The organism is Faecalibacterium sp. IP-3-29 (assembly GCF_023347335.1).
GTDB classification, from domain to species: Bacteria; Bacillota; Clostridia; order Oscillospirales; family Ruminococcaceae; genus Faecalibacterium; species Faecalibacterium duncaniae.
In genome coordinates this window covers 1,668,887-1,686,221 of sequence record NZ_CP094471.1, presented here as the reverse complement: position 1 = coordinate 1,686,221, position 17,335 = coordinate 1,668,887, and the positions used below count along the sequence as shown (strand labels likewise).

Sequence of the window (17,335 nt, the reverse complement as noted above, 5' to 3'; positions counted from 1 at the left end):
TACATCTGAATTCGTGCTAGACTATTTGAGAGTTCAGGTTTCCATCATTGTTCAGACGATCTTTTACCATCTGAAGATACCGGCTGGCACGGTCGATAAAAACCAGCAGTTTCTCATTGTTCTTCGGTTCGGTAAGAATATCGGGGTATTCACGAAAACACATTTCCCAACGCCGGACAAAATCTTCCTGCGCTCCCTGAATCTCGCACATCATGGCTTCGCCATCTGCCAAACGGCGAGGTGAATAGATGCTCTTGACGGCATCCTTGAGATTCTGTTTTTCTTCCTTGTTGAGTCCTTTCTTATGCCCCTGAATGTCTTGCTTGAAGGTCGTTATAAACTCATTGCCCTTTGAAGGCGAAGAATACGAATCCGTGATACTGGAATCCCGTTCGCCTTTAGGCTTACGAAGCTCTGCCACAACTTCGGGGCGCTTTTCCTTTGGAACCTTTGCAATCGAGGAAATTTCACGGTCGGTTGCCCGGATCTTTCCACTCAGGATTTCTTTCTGCGCTCCGGGTACTGCCTCCTCCGCAGCTTCCACACCTTTTGCAAATTGCTCTGCACGGTAAACATAACTTTCGGATGTTCCATGTTCCGCAGCGACCTTCGACCGTGAACCGTGCTTTGTGCGGTCTGGTTCATTTTGAACCAGACCACTTTCAGATGCCAAAGTATACTGATTGCCGTGAAACGATTTGATTTGCTTTTCCGCTTCTGCCTGCTTTCCGATCAGGAACTTTTTCTGTTCTGGGGTCAGGTTTCGCCGCCCAAGCTGATTTTTACAGATCCATACGAGTGCTTCATAACGGCTGGAAAATTCTTTTTCGATGACTTCAAATGGAATAAATGGATATTTCCGAAGAATTTGATAGCGTGTATGTCCATCCACAATATAGCCGTTCCACGTGATGATCGGATTCAGTACACGTTCTTCTTTTAGGATGTTCATTTCCAGTTGGTGGGTTTCCTCAAACGACGGAGGGTTGATTTGATTCTGGAACTCCGGATCGATTTTAAGCTGGCTCAGTTTTGTCATAGGCAAACCATCCTTTCTGAAATTGAGTTTGTTTTCTTATGCCGTTCTCTCTGCATGGATTTCCTGCCCCCTTCCAGCGGCGTTTTCCGGCTCTCCTTTTCAGGATCTTCGCCGGGTATCCCATGCAGACGGTCATTAGGTTCTCAAGGTTCGATGAGGGGCTTAAAACTAGATTAGCACGTTCATAGAAGATTTTTTAGGACATATTACGTCCGATTTTCACGAAAATCGAGTTGAATTTCTACTAAAAATCGGACATTCTTTGTCAGCACTTGCGAGAAAGCAATGAAGAATGTGCTTCTGTGGGCTTAGTGTATCACATCGTAAATTTTATTTTTAGGAACTGGTAGTTCCGGTTTTTAAAAAATACGAAGTGAATTTCAAGGCAAAAATCGGAACTATTGGTTCTGGTTTTGCGTATCAACGTAATTTCAAATTTTGGATGCCGTTCTCTCTGCATGGACTTCCTGCCCCCTCTCGGCGGCGTTTTCCGGCTCTCCTTCTGGTCATCGCCGGGTATCCCATGCAGACGGTCATGCGGTTTTCAAGGTTCGATGAGGAGCTGTAGAAAGCATATCACAATGAAACAGAAATTTTTAGGAAGCATTCCTTCCGGTTTTCAGTGTATTTTAGGAGAAACCCAAGGAAAAACCGGAAGGAATGCTTCCGCTTCTTGGAAAATGTTCTGGATAGAGCATACCATAAAGTCACTCGATTTTTTAGGACCTATTAGTTCCGCTTTTTACTTTCAAAACCGGAAGTAATAGTTCCGGTTTGATGCAATATTGGATGAATCAACGCTGATTCTTCTGAAACAATTTTTTCTCCAAGAAAATTTGCTTATTCTGTATCAGCGGAAACGTGCAGCCGGCGCAATTTTGTGCTGAATATCGGGTTTGGGCGAAGCCCAACAATCGTTTTTGAAGTCAGATTTGAAAAATCTGATTCAAAACTTGTGAGTTGGCACCAACTCGCCCTGCTTGCTGCGGTTGCAAACTCGAAAATTTTTGTGCAGAAAAATAACCGCCCGCTTCAAGTTGAACTTGAAAACGGACGGTCCTGATTGCAAAATAATTTTCAAATTTGGAAGTCGCGTTGAGAGGCTTCATAGCGCTCGCAAGCAGGGCAGACGTATATACAACGTCTGCATCTGCAAGCAATGTGTCTGTCTATACAAACACCATTTGCGTTGCAAAACGCTTGTTGGGGAACACCCAAACCCCTGAACTGCATCCGGTGGATGCAGGCTGTTTTAAGCAAATAAAAAGGGAAAACTGTTTTACTTCTTGCGGAATTCCCCATACAACCACTCTGCCAATGCCGACATAATAGCCTTATACTTGCTGGTGTCCTCAAACAGGGAAGAGAAGGTGTCCTGCGCTTCAAGATAGCTGTCCTGTGCGGCAGTATCAAAAGCCTTGGGGAAGATGCTCTCGGTAAAGATCTGCGGGTCGGAGCTTCGCGCCAGCTTTGCCAGCTTCGGGTCAGCCAGCAGACGGTCGTGCAGGGCAGTAAGCAGCACCCGGTCGGCATTGGTGAACTCGCCCTTGAACTTCTCGTTGATCTTCAGAATGATTTCGTCCAGCGGCTCCTTGGGGTCGTGGCCGAGAGCACCCTTCTGGGTGACCGGCTCGTAGACGCCCTTTGCGTGTTCCAGCTCAATAGCACCGGCAAAGGTCTTTTGCAGCTTGTAATACTCCAGCTGCAATTTGCCCTCCAAGTCCAGCGGAGAGACCTCGTCCGGCGGCAGCAGCTTGAGCAGGTAAGCGCAGAATACGTTCTCCTTGTGCAGCTCTTCATCGAACATCCGTGCCACCTGTGAAACGTAGCCGTACCACTTGACAAGGCTGCGCAGCAGACGGCGGAACTGATATCGCTCGGCCTGCGTTTTCTGATTGTAGCGGTCCGCCACGGGCTTCAGGATGCTGCTCATGCGGCCCACGGCGTTTTTATTCTGCTTGGTGCTGCGGAAATACTCCTTGGCAAAGGCTTCCACGTCTGCATCGGAATAGACGGCAAAGCTCCGCAGCTCCTTCTGAGTCTTGTAAATAAGGTCGGTGTTGACCTCCTGCTCCAGAAAAGTCTCCTGATAAAAGGGCTGGAATGCCTCCCGGATGTCCTCTGCCTTGTTCACAAAATCCAGCACAAAGGTGTCGGTTTTGCCGGGGCAGGTGCGGTTCAGGCGGGAGAGGGTCTGCACCGCCTTGACGCCCTTCAGCTTTTTGTCCACGATCATGGTGTGAAGCAGCGGTTCGTCAAAACCGGTCTGGTATTTTTCTGCCACGATGAGCACATTGAAGTTGTTGTGGAACTCCTTTTTGGTCTGGCTCTCTGCAATGTGGCTGCCGTCGGCGCGGACGTTCAGGGACTGCTCCGTGTACTCCACGCCGCCGTCCAGTACGGCACCGGAAAATGCCGCTAAGATCTGCACATCGTCATAGCCCTGCTCCGCAATATAGCGCTTGACCTCGTGAAAGTACCGCACCGCCGCCAATCGGGAGGAGGTGACTACCATCATCTTGCCTCGCCCGCCGATCTTGTGGCTGGTGGTCTCCCGGAAGGTCTCTACAATGATCTTTGCCTTCTGGCTGATGTTGTAGGGGTGCAGCTCTTCGTACTTGCGGATCAGCTTCGCCGCCCGGCTGGCGGGCAGGTCGGGGTTGTCCGGGATGGTCTTGGCGATCTTGAAGCAGGTGGAATAGGTCATGTAATTTTGCAGTACATCCAGAATGAACCCTTCCTCAATGGCCTGCCGCATACTGTAAATGTGGAAGGGGTGGTGGCTGCCATCCGGGTACTCGGTGCCGAACAGTTCCAGCGTGGCGGCTTTTGGGGTGGCGGTAAAGGCAAAGAAGGACAGGTTCTTGTGCCGCCCGTGGGAGGTCAGTTCCTTCACCAGCGCATCCTCCGGGTCGATCTCGTCCTCCGCTTTGCCCTCCAGCTCGGCATATTCCCGCAGCGCGTCCTCGGTGTCGGCAAGGGCGGCTTTCAGCTTTAAGGCAGAGGTGCCGGTCTGGGAGGAGTGCGCTTCGTCGATGATAACGGCATAGTTCTTCCCGGCGGTCTTGTTTACCTCAGTATAGATGACCGGGAACTTTTGCAGCGTGGTGATGATGATGCGTGCGCCGTTGTTGATGGCATCCCGCAGATCACCGGAGTTTTTGTCCTCGCCGATGGCTTCCACCGCACCCAGCGTATGGTCGAAGCCGGAGATGGTCTCCTGCAGCTGTGCGTCCAGCACGGTGCGGTCAGTAACTACGATGACACTGGCAAACACCGGCTTGTTCTCGGTGTTGAACAGGGAAGCCAGCCGGTACGCCGTCCATGCAATGGAATTGGATTTGCCCGACCCGGCGCTGTGCTGGATGAGATAGTGCTGCCCGGCACCCTTCTGCCGTACATCTGCCACCAGTTTGCGCACCACGTCCAGCTGATGATACCGGGGAAAGATCAGGGTCTTGCCGTCCTGTAGACTCATGAACTTTTGCAGGATGTCCATCATGCTGTCCTTCTGGAACACTTCTTCCCAGAGGTAGGCGGTAAGGTAGCCGTTGGGGTTGGGCGGGTTGCCTGCACCGCCGTCCCGCCCGGCACCGTTAGAGCCCTGATTGAAGGGAAGAAAGCGGGTGTCCTTGCCTGCCAGCCGGGTGGCCATCCACACCTCGGTCAGGTCTACGCAAAAGTAGCCCAGAATGCGCTTGTTGAACTGGAAACACACCTCCCGGGGGTCCCGGTCGTGCATCCACTGTTGCTTGGCGTTCTCCACGGTCTGCCCGGTGAACTGGTTCTTCAGCTCAAAGGCGAACACCGGGATGCCGTTTACCGCCAGCACCATATCCACCGAGTTGTGGGTGGTGTCGGAGTAGAACCACTGCCGGTTGCAGGTGATCTCGTTTTGGGCGTAGCGCTGGGCGTCCTTCTGGTTCAGCGCGGACTCCGGCTGGAAATAGCACACCCGGAACCGCCGTCCCCGGTGCTTGAATCCATACCGCAGCACCGAAAGCAGCCCATCCGCATCGCAGGCATTGTTAAAGGCCGTGCAGAACTTCCGCACCGGGTTTACCGGGTTCTGCTTTTCAAAAAATGCCCACTCGTTGGGCTGGGTCTTTTGCACAAAGCGGATCAGGGTATCCACAAACAGCCCCAACTTGGGGTCGTAGCAATCCCCATTGCGGGTGTAGCCCCCGGCAGGGGAGAGCAGTGCCGCCGCAATGTCCGATTCAAACTGCTTTTCGGTGGTGATGATTGGCATGATTGAGACCTCTTTATAATTATTATACCGTTGATTGGAACATCTGGAGAAAAGTTGTAAGTGATTTGACGAGGAAACTTAAAAAAGATGCAACAGGTTTTGTGTTTTCAGGGTAAATTAAAAAGTAAAGAGTTATAATGGAGGCAATTGTGCTAAACCATGAGAATCTGTTGTTCTTAGATTCGTTTTTATAGTCCGCTAGATGCTGAAGGATTTGAGTCTTTTGATCGAATTCACCTTTTATGATGGAAATTTGATCTAGAATAGCATCTTTTTGAAAAATGGAAAGAACAGACAAAGAATAATGAGCTTGACGGAATGAGTAAATTTTCTTGGGAAAAAGTTTCTGAAAATCATCTTGCACTAAATTCCATTGAATGTGATCAGATAAAAAAGATTCAAATGGAGTGATTGTTTTTTCAAATTCATATCGTAAAAGCAATAACTTTTTGAGAGAACGCCTTTTTAATTTAATTTTTGTGAGCCGCTGACGATAAATTGATAATTGCTTTAAAGCGGACTGATTGATAATGGATAAAAAAGACAATAAAAATAAATTGGTTGTGATATCTGAAAACTCCAAATCTATTTGATCTTCAAAATCCTGAAAACCATAGGAAGGCTTCTTTTTCTCGGTATTTATAATATAAATTAAACTGGAAGAATCATCTGGAGCATATCGATCGCTTAAAGAGGTTCGAAAAAACAATCGACCATATTTGTAAGGATCACCACGATGAAGAAATGTTTCGCCGTATTGGGCCTCGATTCCTACAGAACGCCAAAAATCTCGATGATAGGGCTCATTATAACCTATGTTTGTGCCATAGAGAATTACGGAAGGGGGAATAATATTAGAAATGTGAAAGAAAGTTATAAAGTACTTCTGAATGAAATTAAAAAAATCCCATTTTATAAAACAAAATTTCTCATAGAGGTAATCACTTTTAAGGATTTCATTTGGATAATAAAGAATGTTTGATGATTCTTTTGCACCAACATCTTTTGAAAAAGATGACACGGTTTTGTGAATAAAAGCATGAGAAGGTGTATAGTTTTTTGACGTGAAAGAAGACAATTCTTCTTTGAAATTATTTGAAAAGAAAATGTGAAATTCTACAGAAATAAATTTTGAACTTACGCTTTTGAAATATACGGTGAAATAAGAAATTTTTTGATGCAAAGTTTCAGTGGAAGCGAACGAATAGCGTCCGATTTTAATACTAGAAAAAGAAGGGGGTGTTTTGCGAGCAAGAGAATCTAATTTGTTGATTTCATCATCGATAGAACCAGTTAGATAGTCGTTGCTCAAGTGGTGCAAGATTAGGCGCTTTAAACCCGATTTAACTGATTCTATGTTCTCGATAGAAATGAGATCAGAACAAATTAGACAAAATGGAGTACAATATTTGGAAGCCGGAATAGAACAATCATGAATATAAAAATGTTTTGAGTTGAAATATAAATCATAGTCAAATTGACTTTTTCTTCTTAGCTTTTTGCTGAACGGTTGGTTTCGATAGAAAAAATATTTTGATTTTTCGATAGAAAAACTTATTTTCTCATAGGTTGATTTTGATTTGATGCCGTAATATTTCAAAATTGTTTCTCCTGCAATTCTTATTATAATTTTATAAGTTGACCCACTTGTGTAACTACTCTAAAATTTTTAAATGAAGGCATGTAGAGATGTTTAGGGTTTTTGGAAATCAATGTAAATATGGTGGCTGAGATTCTATCCATTGAGAAAGGAAAAGTACATTGTGATAGAGCAAAAATAGCTTGAGACATTCAACTTTTGTTGTTTCGCGATTGCTCATTCCGTGTTCAATAAAATGACGATTTATCAAAGGCGGTTCCACTTTAAAGTTAGCACTGTTCTGATACATGGCTTGCAAACAAGCTATGACGTTTTCTTCTAAAATCCACGCATATATGAACATATTTTCTGTGCGGGTGTTGCTGATTTGCTTGCCAAAGTTTTTTATGCCTCCACAAGAAACTTTTCGGTTTTCACGCATGGTAGCGTCTAATGATTGCGTCATGATTAAAGTGCGTTCAATTAAAGAGAAAAGAATAAGCGCGCAAATTCGATATTTTGCAGAGGAATATTCGTAAAATGCTTCTTTAAAATCTTGTGGTACAGCATCAGAATAATCTAAAATGGCTTTGTATAGTTCCGATATAGCTTCTTCAGTGAGTAAGGGCAGCATAAGACTGTCGGCTTGCTGCATACTATCAGGAAAAATTTGAAATTCATCATTTAAACTTAAGGGATGAGGTGTCCAGCCGTAAGTACCCCAAGATATATAACGCGATTTTAATTCATCAAGTTCTTCTTGTGTGTAAGAAGAAAGCTGCATTTGTTGGATTGATTCAAGTAGTACGGATGCTACTTTCGATATACTGGAAAGAGCGTTCTGGATTGTTGGCGTCCATTCAACCAATGTTTTACGAAAAGCTGTAATAGCAGAAATCATGCCCTTTGCTATGTCATAAAAATCTTCGCTTAACGGGGTTTGCTTATTTTCTGGATGAATTGGAGAATTGTTATCCATATTTTACACCTCCCTCTTCCCGGTTACAACCTCATAAATCAAACTTTTCTTGTAGCTTTCCAGCTCTTTTACCAGCTGCTCCTTCTTTGCAATCAGCTTGTCAATTTCGGCGCACTTGGCGTCAAGGTAGTTTGCAATTTCTTTTTGTTCATGGAGAGGAGGAAGCAGACCAATATATTTTGTGAGTTTTGTTAGTGTTGTACGTGGCATAGCAGAACCTGCCATTGAAACAAGGATTTGCTTTTGCAAAAAATCAGATGCCAGTAAATACATAAGATAGTGTCCATCGGCATTGTCAGCAGGACGAAGCATTGCGACAGAAGACAGAATAACACATGGAGTGTCACTATCAACAAACCCAACACGACCAGTTGTTGCACCGTCCTTGACAAGCAATACATCACCTTTTAAAGGCTGGCAACCCTGTGCGACTAATAACTGAAAATCCTCTTCCGAAATACGTTTGGCAGAATTATAGTCAAGACCAATGCCATGAACGTCTCCGGCTGTGATATAAGGCCAACCGTTTTCGACAGTTGTAGGAGAAAAATGAGTGCCATCTGTAATTAGCTTGCAGAAAAATTTCAGCTGAACGGGATTGAATTCTTTCGGAATCTCCCCAATCCATTCAACCCCGCTATCCTTCATCTCCCGCTCACCACGCACGCCTTTTGTAACAGCCTGCGTAATAACTGTCTGCTTGAGCTTTTTGTATTCCTCAATGCTGGAACGGGTTTTGAAAAGTATTTTATCAATACTTGAGCATTCTAAATCTAGAAAATCAGCTCTTGATTTTTGCTCATCAAGAGGAAGAGTGAAAAGCCGGACTTGTGCAAAGTTAGAATAACGCATTGCCTGACCATCACGAACCATATTTGTGGTTCGTTGTAGGGCGTCAATATAAACTGAGGACTTCAAAAGCCATCTATAAAAGCGTGGGTAAACCAATTCAAGATTCGGAACAAGCATAACGTATGCGGAGCTAATAGCACCGGATTTTGTGCTGTATTCCAATCCGCCTTGAAAACTACGCATACTGATTACAAAATCACCAGCTTCGACGTGTTTGAGAATATCAAAATCTTTTTCAACAGTAACAACTTTAGAGCCAGTCAGCTCCATATAGTCATCCTGATAAAGAATGCCATATTGTTGGCTAGAGGTAAGCTGGCGCTCGCCTTTCTGTGCCTTGTCTTTACGCTGAGTGAAGAGAGCTTTTGGGTTTATGGTTCTCCACCCCTCCGGAATCTCCCCAATCCATTCAATGCCGCTGTCTTTCATTTTCCGTGCCATGGTCAGCCCTCCTTATGGAACAGCTCTGCCAGCCCGGCGGAGATGTCCTGTTCCAGTGCGGTGATGCGCGCCACGATATCCTCCACGGCTTCCGGTGCCTGATACTCGTAGAAATAGCGGGTCATGGGGATCTCATAGCCCACCTTGGTCTTGCTGTGGTCGATCCATGCGTCGGGGGCGTAGGGCAGAACTTCCCGGGCAAAGTAGGCGTCAATATCCTGCACCAGCGGCACGTTTTCGGTGTCTCGCAGACTGGTGTCCGGCACAGGCTTGCCACGCTTCAGGATAACGTTGCCCGCCTCGTCCCGCTGGGGGCGCTCCACAACGATCTTGTTGTAGCCGAACTCCACGCTCTCGAACACCTTGCTCTCGCAGTAGATGCCGTTTTTGTCGCCGTACACCTTGCCGTTGGCAAACTCGCCGTAGGCGGTGACGATCAGTTCCCGGCAGGCATCGGTGATGTCGTTGCGCTTGGTGCCGATGCTCTTGCGGCGTGGCTCGAAGCAGTGGCTGGCGTCAATAAGCTGCACCTTGCCCGCACGGTGGGCGGGCTTATCCTTGCTGAGCACCCAGATGTAGGTGGAGATGCCGGTGTTCATGAACATATCGGTGGAAAGCTGGATGATGCAGTCCAGCCAGTCGTTTTCCAGAATATACTGCCGGATGTTGCTGGGACCGCTGCCGGCATCGCCGCTGAACAGGGGAGAGCCGTTCTGGATAATGGCCATCTTGCCCTTGTTTGCCAGCTTGGCAAGACCGTTCAGCACAAAAAGCTGCTGACCATCGCTGATCTTGGGCAGACCGGGCGCAAAACGCCCCATCTCGCCCCGGGCGGCTTCGGCTTCCACCGCTTTCTGCTCCCGCTTCCAGTCGATGCCGAAGGGCGGGTTGGAGATGATGTACTGGAAGGTGAACCCGGGGAACTGATCCTCCGACAAAGTATCACCGAACCGCATATTGTTGGGGTCGCCGCCGCGGATCATCATGTCCGCCTTGGCGATGGCAAAGGTGGAGGGGTTGAACTCCTGCCCGAAGCAGGTCACCTCAATGTCGCTGTTCAGCTCGTGGATGCGCTCCTCCATGCAACTGAGCATCTGGCTGGTTCCCATGGCCATATCGTAAACGGTCATGCTGCTGGTATCGAGGTCGGCTTCGGACAGCAGCAGGTCGGTCATCAGGTAGATGATGTCCCGGCTGGTGAAGTGGGCTCCGGCTTCCTCGCCAAAGCTCTCGGAGAACCGCCGCACCAAGTCCTCAAAGATATAGCCGCAGTCCACGGCACTGATCTTGTCCGGGCCAAGATAGCCCTTCTCAGAGCCGAACTCCTTGATAACGAGGTAGAGGGTGTTGCTCTCCACCATCCGCTTGATGATGTTGTCAAAGTCGAACTTTGCCAGCACGTCCTGTGCGTTGGCGGAGAAGCCGGACAGGTAATCCCGGAAGTTGGACTCAATGTTGTCCGGGTCTGCCAGCAAAGTCTCGAAGGTGAAACGGCTGGTGTTATAGAACTGGTAGCCGGAGGCCTTCTGCAAAAAGCCGTCGATGACCTGTAGCTTTTTCACCTTTTCGTAGGTGTCAAGCACGGCTTGATGGGTGGGCAGCAGGCAGTCATGGAACCGCTTTACCACGGTCATAGGCAGGATGACCAGACCGTACTCGTGGGGCTTGAACGGCCCCCGCAGCATATCGGCCACGTTCCAGATCATGGCGGCTTTTTCGGCAATATTGGCACCTACGGCGGCAATTTTATCGTTTGGCATACGTTGCTCCTTATTTTCTGTGATGGGTGGACATCCTGATTTTACAACGATTGATGTCCTATAAATCGGATAGCAGGATGCTTTTCCTGAAAAATGATTCTTGCATCTATTGTACCACGATAAAAGTGGAAACACCATATTCCGGCAAAAGAAAATGCCCGCCTGAAAATCAGACGGGCATCGATCATAGAAGGATTTAATCTTCACATAGAAGATCGTTGTTGCGCATGAAGGTGACAAAGCTGAGGATGATTTTGGCGTTTCTCTCTACAATGTCAGATTCGGTAAAATCTGTGGCATTCGCAGCAAGATCAGTAAGCTCCTTGATTTTTGTACCCTCTTTTTTCTGCTTCCGGTTGTTCTCAAAACCGGTATAGTACTTGACCTTATCGCTGAAGCGATAATCAGAAGCGCGGATATTGATGCGCTTTTCCAACAACACCTTGTTGCCAAGGCTTTCAATATTTCTCGGATTGGAAAGCGAGTGCTCCTTTTCCTGGCGATTGCGTGCGTAGATGTGCTCAATCTCAAGTACACTTTCAAGGGATAAGAGCTCCTGACAGGAGTTCTGGAATGCCCACCATGTCAGCATGGCCTTTGTGATCGCGCGGTTGTTGCTGAAGGTATAGTTGTCAAAAGCATTCTGCAATTTCTGCGTATCAAACAAATAGTCAGAAAACCGAACAGGTTGCCCGGTTACAATGTTGATCATTTCTGCAAAAATGGGAGTGCGCAGTGCATTTACGCCCGGATTTGTAACGGCATATGCCCAGATGAATGCGGTGATTTTGTTAAGAAAGCTATAGAAACGATCGTCGTTCAGTAGACCATCGGAATCCCGATTGGCCATGTAATAGACCGAAACAAAATAGGTCCACATACCGTTGGGAGCGTAGTTCAGAACAAAGAGCCTGCGAAGAATTCGGTCAGAGAAGCGCTCAACATTTTGATTCTGCACATCATTCCAGAAATTTGCAAGATCGATCAGATTTTCAAAAGTCTGGTCATTTTTTAGCAAGCTGTAAGCATTCCGTTCATAGAATTTACGCAGTGCCTCCGTTGTCGAGGATTTGATGCCTTGCTTTGCACGTTCATAGTACATATACCGTGTGAAAAGCTCATCCATCGGGGTGCCTGTAATAGGATGGAAAATAGAATCACACAGCACCTCGAGGTCCTTCCACTTTTGGATAAAGACTTCCCGCTCGCCTTTGGCAGAGTAATACTTGTAAAATTGCGCCTTGAAGATATCTGCATCAGACAGTGGCTTTCCGCGGTCGTTCAATGTCGAGAAGATTCGCAAAGCGGTGTCCTGAGATTCTGCTTCGATCGGGAGCAAAATACAGTTGTTCATGATCCGAATCGGAAAGAAGGAAAACCAGTCTGGGTAAGTATTCAGAAAGTCTACGATCTTTTGCTGAAAAAAGCGATAGTTATTGGCGTAGCTGCTCTTTTCGCAATCAGACACGGTTCCTGATTTCAGGATATTCAGAAATTCGCCCTTTTCCTTGTCGGTGGCGACTTCTGAGTCGATTTTCAATGCTGACTTGTCCGGGTCACCAAACTCATCGGTTTTCCAGATGCACTGCTCAATGAACTTGCTGGTCTTTACGGCTTTATCGTTCTTCATGCTTCCATATTTTTCATAGAAAGCTCGAAGTAACAGCATCAATGTCGTAAGGCGCTGTTGTCCGTCAATAATCTCCATTTTACCGTCATCATTTTTAAATGTGACGATGGGGCCGAGAAAATACTCATCGCTGTCACTGTTGAATTTGTCGCAGTCATTATCAGGAAATGCAAATAAGAACAGGTCGTCCCAAAGAGTCTGGCATTCCTTTTCTCCCCAGGCGTAAGGCCTTTGATAATCCGGAATGAGAAAATCAGCTTTCTTCTCACTGAAAAGTGCCCGCACGCTTTTTTGATCAATGTTTAATTTTGACATTCGATGCCTCCTGTTCAGCATCAGCAGGTTGCTTCAACTTATCAAATCATCTGAAAATGCCGCAACGCATCCACAATCGCATCCGCTTTCTCCTTCGGACACTGGGGCTGCTTCGTATTTTCGGACTTCGCCTTATGGTGGTTCTCTCGTACCTCCAGACCGCATTTCTGCTTGACCTGCGAGATATACAGGGAAGATACCTTCAGTCCAGTTTGTTCCAACACGCGGGCTTTGATTTCAGGATAGGTCGCACCCGTCTCCCTTAATTAAAGATATTGTTGGGTAAAAAAGAAAGGTCAGTCGATTTTGCCGATGAAGCGGTAGTAGATTTCTACTTCCTGCTCACGGCTTCCGTCCTCGCCCTTGACAGCTTCGTGGACGGTTATTTTTTCAATTAGAGTGTTCAGAAGTTCGGCGGTCAGCTCCACAGGGTTGACATACTGTTTCATCAGGGCAATCCACTTTTCAGCATCCGCTGCGGTCTGTACGGCGGCTTCCATCGTTTCGTGAAGCTGTCTTATTTTTGTTTCAAGCTCCTTTTGCTCGTTCTGGTACTTCTCGGACAGCATATTGAAGTTATACTCGGTTATGCGTCCGGCAGACCAGTCCTCATACATTTTAGCAAACAGCCCGTCAACCTCGGCTTTACGCTTCTCTGCCTTTTTCAGCTCCGCAGCCTGCTTTTTCTTCGCAGAGTTTCTTTCCCTGTCGCTGGCATTGAGCAGGCGTTTCAGCAGCTTGTCCTCGTCTTTCTGTGCCAGCATAGACCAGTATTGCAGTCTTGCAAGCACATAGGCATACAGTACATCATAGCGGATATAGTGCATGGAACACTGGCGTAATCCCTGCCCGTTCTTGCTGCAATGGTAGTACCCGTATGGGTTCTTATTCTGCTTGTTTTCCCCATAGGCTAAAGACCATCCGCAGTCTGCACATTTTATCAATCCTGCGAAAATCTGTGTCGTACCGTTTCTGCGTTTCCTGCGTCTGCTTGCAATCAGCTCCTGAACTTTTTGGAACACTTCTTCAGAAATGATGGCTTCGTGGGTATTTTCCACACGATACCATTCTTCCTGCGGCTTCCGCACCTTTTTCTTGTTCTTGAATGAAATGTTGCTCTGCTTGTTGTGAATGCTGTGACCGATGTAGGTTTCCTCTTTCAAAATGCTCTTGACCTGTGCTATCGTCCACGCATAGGCTTTTTCTGCGGGCGCACCGGCGTAGATATTGGCGAAAGTCCCGTATCTTTCATAGTTCAGCCAGCCGGGGGTAGGTACTTTTTCCTCCACCAGAATCCGTGTAATGCTGGCGGCTCCACGCCCGTGTACAGCAAGGTCAAAAATCTTCTCTACAATCCAGCGTGTTTCCGGGTCGATCAGAAGATGACCTTTTTTGTCCGGGTCTTTTACATAGCCCAGCGGTGCATAGGCTCCATAGTGTGCGCCATTGGCAAATCTTGTGTGCATGGCAGCCTTGACCTTTTTGCTGGTCTGTCGGGCGTGCATTTCATTCAGGATGTTTAAGAACGGTGCAAGCTCGCTTTCTCCGTTGATGGTGTCCACATTGTCATTGATGGCAATGTAGCGTACTCCCTTGCTGGGGAAATAGATTTCCGTGTACTGACCGGTCAGGATATAGTTTCTTCCCAGACGGGATAAGTCCTTTGTGACAACGCAGTTGATTTTCCCGTCTTCGATGTCATCAATCATCCTTTGGAAACTTGGACGCTCGAAATTTGTCCCACTCCATCCGTCGTCAATGTACTCGTCTACAACGGTCAGCCCATGCTCTGCGGCATACTGTCTAAGCATCATGCGCTGGGTCTGGATACTGCCGCTTTCCCCCTGTAATTCATCGTCACGGCTCAATCTCAAATATAGTGCAGTGTTATAAATCGTTGTATTGTATGGTTGTTTCACGGTTAAAAATCCTCCTTCTAAAAGAAACAACCCACGCTTATACAATACTCGCTGGTACAAGTATATCATAAGCGTGGGCTGATTGACAGTCGTTATTCCGTATTTTTTCAGGAAGCGGCGGCAGCGTGCTGGATCACATCTTCCAGCAGGCTGTCAAGCGGCTTCCCATCCTGTGCGAAATGCTCCGATACCTTGATACGGACTTTCCCCATGACAAAATACTGGGTGCCGTCTTTTTCGGTAAGCAGGGTGCCGCTGTTTTTGTTATTGCTCTCGTTTTTGCTTTTTGCCATAGGCAGTTACCTCCATAAATGAAATATGCCCGACAAGGGAATGTCAGACAGGTGTACAGCCGCAGACTGTCTCCGTGTCAACCAAACCGTGTCAACCGGCAGAAAAGACTTTGAAAACAATCCATAGGCGCTCTATTATTACTTTTTACTTTTTCTTTGATTTCTTGGTTGACATGGTTGACAAAGGAGAGAAATGCCCCAAATATCAGGCTTTTCCCCGTCAACCGGCTGTCAACCAAAGCGTCAACCAAACTGTCAACCGGTGGCTTTTCAGAATGGAAGTTCCATTTGCCGGGCTTCTTCTTCCGTGATTTCCTGAAAACCGTCCCCCTCCGGCGGAGCTTGGTTGACACGCTCCCAGCCTTTTTGAGAACCGTATTTCTTATACCGCTTCGGGCTTTTGTAGGCTACCCAGCCCTGTATGATGCCGCCCGCAATGCCGGTATTCATAATCTCGCAGATTGCCCGTGTCTCCCAGTCTGCCGGGGAATTTAAGTTCCCCAGCGCTTCCTCATAAAGCTGCTTGGAACATACCCTGTCGCCGGTGTAGTCCTCCAAATAGGCGTAGATCATGCCGGCCTGTGTGTCTTCCTGCATAAAGTCCTGCTGGTGGGCGTTCAGGTATCGGTTCATTTCCATGCTGAATGACAGCTTATACTTCCCACTGCGATAAACCGTCATGGCTTCCGCCCACATCTGTTCGATATACGCCCTCGCCGCCGCTTCATCGTCCAGTATGTGAACCTCCGCCCGTTCCGGGTACACCGTCACGGGGAGAAAGCGCCGGTTGCCGGTGCGGTCACGGGGCAAAAAGTCCTGCCGGTTGGTCGTCCCTCCAAATACACATTGCCGCAGCCGGTCTGCCGGATGTGTCTCATACGGCACTTTGTAGGTTTCTTTCTGGCGGCTTAAGAATGACTTGATTTCCTCAATACTCTTGGCGTTGGCTGTGGCAATCATCTCCGACATCTCGATAATCCAATGCCCTTGCAGCTTGCGGTACACATTTTCATCGTCCAGCTTTTTCAAATCGTCTGAAAACCATTCGTCCCTGCCTGCCAGCAGCCGGAAAAAGGTAGATTTCCCGGCTCCCTGACCACCAACCAGACAGAGCATGACCTCAAACTTGCTCCCCGGTCTGAATACCCGCCGGATGGCTCCCATCAGGAACAGTTTCAAGGCTTCATAGGTGTATTCGTCCGTATCGGCTCCCAGAAAGTGATGCAGGGCGTAACGGATGCGCTCTGTGCCGTCCCATTGCAGGCTGTTCAGGTAATCCCTGACTGGATGGTAGCGGTTTTCATTGGCAACAATCTTGATGGCGCTCTGCACCTTTTTCTCGCTGGTAAGCCCGTAATTTTCTTCCAGATACAAAAGCAGGTAGTTCATGTCCATGTCGGTCAGCGTGGTACTGGTGCGCTCCCAGCCCAGCGGCTTCACAATGTCAATCTGCTCCGTCAAAAGGTTCAGGCGCAGCGCCCCGCGAAACAGAGGGTCACGCTGGAACACCGTCAGGCAGTTTCGGATGCTGTTCTTCACGCCGCCTTTCTGCGTCCCCTCTAATGTTTCCCGGATTTCTGCCGGTGTCTGCGCCGGTTCCATTGTGTCCATCGTCCTTTTGACCGCTTCCTGCGTTTCCGGCGGCAAGCTCTGAAATTCGCTGTTCAAGCCGCAACACCTCCTTTCCCTGTGCGGCGATCAATGCCGCTTTTTCTTCTATTTCTCCGTATAACAAAATATCCAAAAGGTATTCTGTGTAGCTTATCCTCTGCAACGCTTCCACAAAAAGAGGATGCCAGATGGCATCCTGCGGCTGTGGGGCGTGTGCTGTTTTCCAATGCTCCAGCAGGCGCAGATAATCGCATAGCACCCGGAAACAATACCGTTCCGTTTCCTGAAATCTCTGCTCCGCTGATTTTTGTCGGGGCTGTGACCTGTTGTGACGCTTCCTATCTGGCGGCGCATTGCCGGATTTCTCATAGGAAACGCCGAAGTCCTCCGCAAGCCTGACCGCAGCTTCCCGTTTCCCCAATCCATGCAGCAAAGCGGCAAAGTCGATCACATCCCCGGAAGCCCCGCAGCCGAAGCAGTAAAAGCGGCTGTCCACTTTCATGCTGGGCGTGCGGTCATTGTGGAATGGACAGCAGACCATGCCGTTTCTTCCCACCCGGATTCCATAGAATGAAGCAGCCTGCCGGGTGGTAACAGACTGTTTCACCGCTTCAAATACATTCAAATGCTCCCTCCATAAAAATACTGGTAGCGGTAAAGCTGCC

Annotated in this window: 11 protein-coding genes; all 11 read right to left on the bottom strand. The window is 47.8% G+C overall.

What is annotated here, in order from left to right:
• Positions 1–16: 16 nt before the first annotated feature.
• The 11 genes from MTP40_RS08050 to MTP40_RS08000 all read right to left on the bottom strand — a co-directional run bounded on the left by MTP40_RS08050 (position 17) and on the right by MTP40_RS08000 (position 17,295).
• Positions 17–1,039: a hypothetical protein gene (locus MTP40_RS08050; protein WP_156073988.1), complete on the bottom strand. Its 1,023-nt coding sequence runs from the start codon at positions 1,037–1,039 to the stop codon at positions 17–19.
• A gap of 1,279 nt (positions 1,040–2,318) precedes the next feature.
• Positions 2,319–5,291: a type I restriction endonuclease subunit R gene (locus MTP40_RS08045; protein WP_249259144.1), complete on the bottom strand. Its 2,973-nt coding sequence runs from the start codon at positions 5,289–5,291 to the stop codon at positions 2,319–2,321.
• Between the two features lie 22 nt (positions 5,292–5,313).
• Positions 5,314–6,891, bottom strand: a complete 1,578-nt coding sequence (locus tag MTP40_RS08040) for a hypothetical protein (protein WP_249259143.1) — start codon at positions 6,889–6,891, stop codon at positions 5,314–5,316.
• Between the two features lie 109 nt (positions 6,892–7,000).
• On the bottom strand, positions 7,001–7,849 hold the full coding sequence (locus MTP40_RS08035) for a hypothetical protein (protein WP_249259142.1): 849 nt from the start codon (positions 7,847–7,849) through the stop codon (positions 7,001–7,003).
• A gap of 3 nt (positions 7,850–7,852) precedes the next feature.
• Positions 7,853–9,142 (bottom strand): restriction endonuclease subunit S, encoded by a 1,290-nt coding sequence (locus MTP40_RS08030; protein WP_249259141.1) that lies wholly within the window; start codon positions 9,140–9,142, stop codon positions 7,853–7,855.
• A gap of 2 nt (positions 9,143–9,144) precedes the next feature.
• On the bottom strand, positions 9,145–10,902 hold the full coding sequence (locus MTP40_RS08025) for a type I restriction-modification system subunit M (RefSeq protein ID WP_249259140.1): 1,758 nt from the start codon (positions 10,900–10,902) through the stop codon (positions 9,145–9,147).
• Positions 10,903–11,098: 196 nt separating this feature from the next.
• Positions 11,099–12,847, bottom strand: a complete 1,749-nt coding sequence (locus MTP40_RS08020; protein WP_249259139.1) for a DUF262 domain-containing protein — start codon at positions 12,845–12,847, stop codon at positions 11,099–11,101.
• Between the two features lie 296 nt (positions 12,848–13,143).
• Positions 13,144–14,835 carry a recombinase family protein gene (locus tag MTP40_RS08015; protein ID WP_005936058.1) on the bottom strand — a complete coding sequence of 564 codons (1,692 nt, stop codon included), beginning with the start codon at positions 14,833–14,835 and terminating at the stop codon, positions 13,144–13,146.
• Positions 14,836–14,873: 38 nt separating this feature from the next.
• A complete protein-coding gene (locus MTP40_RS08010; RefSeq protein ID WP_004849804.1) occupies positions 14,874–15,059 on the bottom strand; it encodes a hypothetical protein in 186 nt (61 codons plus the stop codon).
• Positions 15,060–15,329: 270 nt separating this feature from the next.
• Entirely contained in the window at positions 15,330–16,670 is a 1,341-nt protein-coding gene (locus MTP40_RS08005; protein WP_009321442.1) for a virulence-associated E family protein, read from the bottom strand.
• Positions 16,555–17,295 (bottom strand): CHC2 zinc finger domain-containing protein, encoded by a 741-nt coding sequence (locus MTP40_RS08000; RefSeq protein ID WP_014079457.1) that lies wholly within the window; start codon positions 17,293–17,295, stop codon positions 16,555–16,557. The genes MTP40_RS08005 and MTP40_RS08000 overlap by 116 nt, the downstream gene beginning before the upstream one ends.
• Between the last annotated feature and the right edge of the window lie 40 nt (positions 17,296–17,335).